Here is a 5,748-nt window from a genome sequence, read left to right as displayed (position 1 = left end):
TCGTAATCGCTGGTGGTGACTTCGATCTGCTGGCGGATCGCGTCGGTGCGGCCCTTGATCGCCTCGGCTTCACCCGCACCGTCGACGATGGTGGTGTTGTCCTTGTCGATCGAGACGCGCTTGGCGGTGCCGAGCATGCCGAGCGTGACGGACTCGAGCTTGATGCCCAGGTCTTCGCTGATGACTTCGCCCTTGGTCAGGATCGCGATGTCTTCCAGCATCGCCTTGCGGCGGTCGCCGAAGCCCGGGGCCTTGACCGCTGCGACCTTGAGGCCACCGCGCAGCTTGTTCACGACGAGCGTGGCGAGCGCCTCGCCCTCGATGTCCTCGGCGATGATCAGCAGCGGACGGCCCGACTGCACCACCGCCTCGAGGATCGGCAGCATCGCCTGGAGCGACGACAGCTTCTTCTCGTGGATCAGGATGTACGGATCGTTGAGCTCGACCGCCATCTTCTCGGGGTTGGTGATGAAATAGGGCGAGAGGTAGCCGCGGTCGAACTGCATGCCCTCGACGACGTCGAGCTCGAACTCGAGACCCTTCGCCTCTTCGACGGTGATCACGCCTTCCTTGCCGACCTTCTCCATCGCCTCGGCGATCTTCTCGCCGACTTCGCGGTCGCCATTGGCCGAGATGATGCCGACCTGGGCGATCTCGTTCGAGCCGCTGACCGCCTTCGAACGCGACTTCACGTCGTCGACGACCTTCGACACGGCGAGGTCGATGCCGCGCTTGAGGTCCATCGGGTTCATGCCCGCGGCGACCGACTTCATGCCCTCGCGCACGATCGCCTGGGCGAGCACGGTCGCGGTGGTAGTGCCGTCACCGGCGATGTCGTTGGTCTTCGAGGCCACTTCGCGCACCATCTGGGCGCCCATGTTCTCGAACTTGTCCTTGAGCTCGATCTCCTTGGCGACGGTGACGCCGTCCTTGGTGATGCGCGGCGCGCCGAAGCTCTTGTCGATCACGACGTTGCGGCCCTTCGGCCCCAGCGTGACCTTCACCGCGTCGGCGAGGATGTCCACGCCCTTGAGAATGCGCTCGCGCGCGTCGCGCGAGAATTTGACGTCCTTGGCTGCCATGTGACTGCCCTTTCAGTTTGGAAGTTGACTCTGGATTGACACTATCGACGGGTCGTCAGGCGCTCAGCCGATGATCCCGAGAATGTCGCTTTCCTTCATGATCAGCAGGTCTTCGCCGTTGACCTTGACCTCGGTGCCCGACCACTTGCCGAACAGGATGCGGTCGCCCGCCTTGACGTCGAGCGGGGTCACCTTGCCATCCTCGGCCTTGGCGCCCGAGCCGGCGGCGACGACTTCGCCTTCCTGGGGCTTTTCCTGGGCGGTGTCGGGGATGATGATGCCGCCGGCGGTCTTGGCCTCGGCCTCGACGCGGCGAACGAGCACGCGGTCGTGCAGCGGACGAAAGTTCATGGGATCGCTCCTGAACATTGGTTGATAGCGTTGTTGGCACTCCCCTGAAGTGAGTGCCAGCGGCCGGCATATGGATGCCGCGCCGGGCATCGTCAACGGGGTCTGCGGCGGGGTCAGAAAAGAATCTGGCGAGTAGAGAACTCATCCTGTCTGACAGGAAGATGCAAGTAACGTGCAAATAAATAATTTAGTAACTACGATTTGTTCCAAGTCAATGGAACTCACTGCCGCGAATAGGATTTTCCGAATTATCGGTACGCAAAGTATCGAATAGGAGAGGAAAAGCATCATGACTGGGAAAGCGGCCATTTGGCCGACGCTGGCGTTCGCCTCCGTGGCAGCGCTGGCGCTGGCAGCATGCGAAAGTTCGGGGAACTACCGGGTCGGCTGGGTCGGCGACAATCCGCCGCCGGGCAGCGGCTCGAGCAGCTCGGGCGGTTCGAGCTCAAGCGGATCGAGCAGCAGCTCGGGCGGTTCGGGCAGCTCCGGCGGTTCGAGCAGCTCGGGCGGGACCGGCAGCTCGGGCGGCGAAACCGGCCTGGTCGGCAACTTGCTCGTGACCGCGGGCAACACCGTGATCGGCGTCGCCGGCAAGCACGACCGGCTGGCGCAAGTGGTCAACGGCAAGCTGCCCGCGACCGGCATCGTCACCGGCACGGTGACGCGGGTGCTCGACCGGACCGGCCAGACCCTGGTCAATCTGGGCGACGGCAGCGGCGGCGGCGGGCTGATCCTCGACGGGGTCGGCGGCAAGCTCGGCGCGCTGGTCGCGATCGACCTCGGCAAGGGCCAGGTGATCGCGGCGCCCGAGGGGTCGAAGTCCCTGCTAGGGCTCAACGTGCTCGCGCAGAACCCCAGCACCGGCCAGCTGGCGACGGTGAGCGCCGGAACCGGCGGCAAGCTGCTCGCGCTCGACGTCAACGGCACGGGCGCCAATGGCGGCCTGCTGGGCGGCACGGCGGGCGGGCTCGTCGACACGACCAAGGGCGTGGTCGGCGGGACGGTCGGAACGGTGACGGGCGCGCTCGGCGGCAACGGCCAGAATGGCGGGTTGCTCGGCGGGCTCAAACCCAAAAAGGGGAACTGACCCTCCGGCCCGCGCGCCGCTGTCCGGCGCGCGGCCCGCCTTTCCATAGCGAGGATGGAAAGCATGATGCTGGCAGCCATGATGGCGCTGGCCGGGGCGGCTGCGGACCCGCAGGACGGCTCCCGGCTGATCGACCGCAACCGCATCGACCGCCCGCGTGCGCCGGCGCCGCAGCTCAAGCCCGCGCCCCCAATCGAGCGCGCGAAGGTCAAGACCAGCGGCACTGGTCGCCCGATCCGCGGCATCCGCTTTCGTGGCGCCGAGGCGCCGCGGCCGGTCGCACGCGCGGCCGAGGGCTTCCTCGGCAAGCCGATGACCAGCGAGACGCTCGCCGAGCTCGCCGGCACGCTGTCGCGCGCTTATGGCAGGAGCAATGTCGCGCTCTACACGATCGCGATCCCCGAGCAGGACTTCGCCAACGACGTGGTCGAGGTGCTGCTGACCGAGGGCCGGATCGCGCAAGTCGAGATCGACGCCCCGCGCGGCAAGCACAAGCTGCTCGCGGCGCGCGCCGGGCGGATGACGACCGAGGAACCGCTCACGCGCGCGACATTCGAGCGGCAGTTCACGCTGATCCGCGCCATGCCGGGCCTGACGGTCGAGCCCAGGTTCGACGATCCGCAGGCCGATGGCGCGCTCAAGCTGACGCTCACGCCCAAGCAGAAGCGCCGCAAGATCAGCGCGGGGTTCAGCAATCGCGGCGTCGACCTGACCGGCGACGGCCAGTTCGACCTCAACGCCGAATTCTATGGCGTGGCCGGCGAGGGCGACCAGCTGACCTTCGGCCTGTCGTCGGCGAGCGACCTCAGGCGCTACCGCTATGCCGCGGCGGGCTATCAGGCGCCGCTGACGGCGAGCGGGCTGACGATCGCGGCGAACGCCGCCTGGCTCGAGACGCGACCGCGCGGCTTCGCCGGCAAGGGCACCGCCAAGCTCGCCGGGATCTCGCTCAACTACCCGCTGGTGCGCGGCTTCCACCGCGCCGCGGACCTGAGCCTGGGCGTCGACGGGATCAACAGCGACAATGCCGTGCTCGGCAACCTCATCGCGACCGAGCGCACGCGCGCGCTGCGCGTCGCGGCGGGGATCGCCGACACGCGCGAGAGACGGTCCTGGGCAGTCAATGCCGCGGCGTCGCAAGGCCTCGACATCCTCGGCGCGCGGGTGATCGAGCCGTTCGCGGAGAAGCGCTTCCGCAAGGTCAGCGGCGCGGCGAGCGCGGCGCAGGCGGTAGGCAAGGGGCTGACGCTGCGCCTGAACCTGTCAGGCCAGTATAGCGGCGACCGGCTGCCCGCAGCCGAGCGCTTCGCGGTCGGCGGCGAGACGCTCGGCCGCGCGTTCGACACCGCCTTCCTCACCGCCGACAAGGGCGCGGGCGCGCTCGGCGAGGTCGCGGTGCGGCCGGTCAAGGGCGGGGCGTTCGCGGCCAGCGAGCTCTATGCTTTTGCCGACCGCGCCTGGATCGGCATCGCGCCGCGCGGCGTGGATCCCGCGATCGACCTGGCGATGGCCTCGGCCGGGTTCGGCGGGCGCGTCAAGTTCAAGGAGAAGGCCGAGCTTGGGCTGGAGGCGGCGACCGCGATCGACGACCCCTATCCCGCGTTCGACGAGGACTGGCGGATTTCGGTGAGGTGGAAGCTGTCGCTGTAGGGCGACCTTCATCGTCATCCCGGCCTCGAGCCGGGACAGGGCTGTTCTGTTTTTGCCGCCGCTCAGGAAGAAGAAGCTCCGCCCCGGCTCAAGGCCGGGGTGACGATTGGGGGCATGGGGCTCGTCTGTGTTGCCTTACTAACACAGGGCGGTTAGGGGTTGCTCCAAAGCTGTGCCTGTGCGTCAAGAGGCGGGGGGCAATCCGAGGAGCATCGACACGTGAAACTGGTTCGCGGCGCATGGAAGCTGCTGGTTGGCATCAAGGATGCGCTGGTGCTGCTGTTCATGCTGCTGTTCTTCATCGCCCTCTTCGCCGTGCTCTCGGCCCGCCCCAACCCGGCGGCGGTGCGCGACGGGGCCTTGGTGCTCGACATCGACGGCATGATCGTCGAGCAGCCGAGCCAGGCCGATCCGTTCGCCGCATTCGGTGGCGGCGAGACGATCAAGGAATATCGCATGCGCGACCTCGTGCGCGCGCTCGACGCGGCCAAGGGCGACAGCCGCGTCAAGGCGGTGGTGCTCGATCTCGACCGGTTCATGGGCGGCTATCCGGCCGCGGTCGCCGAAGTCGGCCAGGCGGTCGCGCGGGTGCGCGCGGCGGGCAAGCCGGTGCTCGCCTATGCCACGGGCTATAGCGACAGCGGCTATCTGCTCGCCGCCAATGCGAGCGAGATCTGGGTCGATCCGCTGGGCGGCACGCTGTTCACGGGACCGGGCGGATCGCGGCTCTATTACAAGGGGCTGATCGACAAGCTCGGCGTCACCACCCACGTCTACAAGGTCGGCAAGTTCAAGTCGGCGGTCGAGCCCTATATCCTGACCGGCCAGTCGCCCGAGGCGCGCGAGGCGAACGAGGCGCTGTACGGCGCGATCTTCGGCCAGTGGCAGGAAGCGGTCGCGAAGGCGCGGCCCAAGGTCAAGCTGCGCGAGATGATCGCCCAGCCCGACACGATCGTCGCGGCGGCGAACGGCGACATCGCGCTGGCCAACGAGCGACTGGGGCTGGTCGACAAGCGCGGCGACCGGCTGGCGTTCGGCAAGCGCGTCGCCGAGATCGCGGGCGCCGATGCCGGCAAGTCCGCCGGAAGCTACAGGGCGATCAAGCTCGCCAACTGGCTCGAAGCCAATCCGGCGCCCAGGACCGGCGACGCGATCGGCGTGATCACCGTCGCGGGCGAGATCGTCGACGGCAAGGCCGGGCCGGGCACCGCGGGCGGCGACACCGTCTCGGCGCTGCTGCTCAAGGGGCTGGCCGAGAAGAAATTGAAGGCGCTGGTGGTGCGCGTCGACTCGCCGGGCGGGTCGGCGCTGGCCTCGGAGCGCATCCGCCAGGCGATCCTGCAGGCCAAGGCGCAGGGGCTGCCGGTGGTGGTGTCGATGGGCAGCCTCGCCGCATCGGGCGGATACTGGGTGTCGACCCCGGGCGACGTGATCTTCGCCGAGCCCAACACGATCACCGGATCGATCGGCATCTTCGGCATCATCCCGACCTTCGAGAACACGCTCGCCAAGATCGGCGTGACCAGCGACGGCGTGAAGACCACGCCGCTGACCGGTCAGCCCGACGTCTATGCCGGC

The 5,748-nt window shown here is 68.1% G+C and carries 5 protein-coding genes; 3 read left to right on the top strand and 2 right to left on the bottom strand.

The genetic code is table 11. The annotated features are described in order from the left end of the window. The coding region (groL, locus tag ABDV68_RS18065) for a chaperonin GroEL (RefSeq protein ID WP_343521488.1) at nucleotides 1-1,082 on the bottom strand (1,082 nt) is incomplete at its 3' end. 63 nt (nucleotides 1,083-1,145) lie between these two features. Next, the gene (gene groES / locus ABDV68_RS18060; RefSeq protein ID WP_265117258.1) at nucleotides 1,146-1,433 is read right to left on the bottom strand and encodes a co-chaperone GroES; all 288 of its coding nucleotides are present in this window, start codon (nucleotides 1,431-1,433) and stop codon (nucleotides 1,146-1,148) included. 289 nt (nucleotides 1,434-1,722) lie between these two features. Here groES and ABDV68_RS18055 point away from each other — a divergent pair, with 289 nt between their 5' ends. The 3 genes from ABDV68_RS18055 to sppA form a co-directional block, all read left to right on the top strand. Then, nucleotides 1,723-2,520: a hypothetical protein gene (locus ABDV68_RS18055; protein WP_343521487.1), complete on the top strand. Its 798-nt coding sequence runs from the start codon at nucleotides 1,723-1,725 to the stop codon at nucleotides 2,518-2,520. Between the two features lie 63 nt (nucleotides 2,521-2,583). Further along, a complete protein-coding gene (locus tag ABDV68_RS18050) occupies nucleotides 2,584-4,170 on the top strand; it encodes a ShlB/FhaC/HecB family hemolysin secretion/activation protein (RefSeq protein WP_343521486.1) in 1,587 nt (528 codons plus the stop codon). 219 nt (nucleotides 4,171-4,389) lie between these two features. Continuing rightward, a partial coding sequence (sppA, locus tag ABDV68_RS18045) for a signal peptide peptidase SppA (protein ID WP_343521485.1) occupies nucleotides 4,390-5,748 on the top strand: 1,359 nt, incomplete at its 3' end.

Origin of the sequence: Sphingomonas sp., from assembly GCF_039595165.1 — a bacterium.
Classification (GTDB): domain Bacteria; phylum Pseudomonadota; class Alphaproteobacteria; order Sphingomonadales; family Sphingomonadaceae; genus Sphingomonas.
The sequence above is the reverse complement of the archived record's forward strand: the minus strand, read 5'-3'. Positions and strand labels throughout refer to the sequence as shown.

Bases quoted from the DNA above. Each gene is read 5' to 3' on its own strand.
- ABDV68_RS18050 (WP_343521486.1), top strand. From the start codon at position 2,584: ATGATGCTGGCAGCCATGATGGCGCTGGCCGGGGCGGCTGCGGACCCG.
- ABDV68_RS18055 (WP_343521487.1), top strand. From the start codon at position 1,723: ATGACTGGGAAAGCGGCCATTTGGCCGACGCTGGCGTTCGCCTCCGTG.
- groES (WP_265117258.1), bottom strand. From the start codon at position 1,433: ATGAACTTTCGTCCGCTGCACGACCGCGTGCTCGTTCGCCGCGTCGAG.